We start from the raw sequence: 641 nt of genomic DNA, 5'->3' as shown, positions 1-641 counted from the left end.
TCGCCATTCCGAGTGTGCGAATGGTCTCGAAATTTCGTGCGAAAGCTTGCGCGGAGTTCATTGAGTTGGAAAGATTCTCTCCCGCAGTTTTGCCGTAGCGTGAACTTGCGGCCTGATTGAGCAACGCGAGCACGATCATCAGAACCGCGCCGACGACAGTTACGAGAAATAACAGGGGGTGAATGAAAAACAAAAGGACTACGAACAACGGCCCGAAGGGGAGATCGAAAAGGAAGTAGATCGTCCGCGAGGCAATGAAGCTCCGCAACGTGGCGAGATCCCGCAATGCTTGGACGTCGCCGAGCCCCGCGCGCGGTCCGTTCATAGCGGCAAGAAAGGAGGGACCTCCGTATGCTACATCCAGCCGCGAAGCAAGCCGGCTGGCATATTGTCCACGGACGATCTCAAGCACTCCGAAACAAAACAGCGTCGCTATCGCCAGAAACGTAATATAAAGAAGAGTATCCATATTATTGRCAGGCAGCACTCGGTCATAAACCTGAAGCATGTAGAGCGGCAGGATTAGCAGAAGGATATTCATGACCGCGGAGAACAGACCCATCTCGATCAGAATCCGCGACAATACCGTTCTGTTCAAATCTGCCGACATGCCTAGTCAAGTCTCCTCGAGAGATGTGGGG

At 53.1% G+C, this 641-nt stretch carries 1 pseudogene; it reads right to left on the bottom strand.

Annotated elements, in window-relative coordinates:
• Positions 1 to 610 (bottom strand): annotated as a pseudogene (locus tag ACXJ7R_RS35630) (type I secretion system permease/ATPase); the annotation flags it as partial.
• Positions 611 to 641 lie beyond the last annotated feature (31 nt).

Source organism: Mesorhizobium sp. P5_C1, from assembly GCF_054049815.1.
The sequence above is the reverse complement of the archived record's forward strand: the minus strand, read 5'-3'. Positions and strand labels throughout refer to the sequence as shown.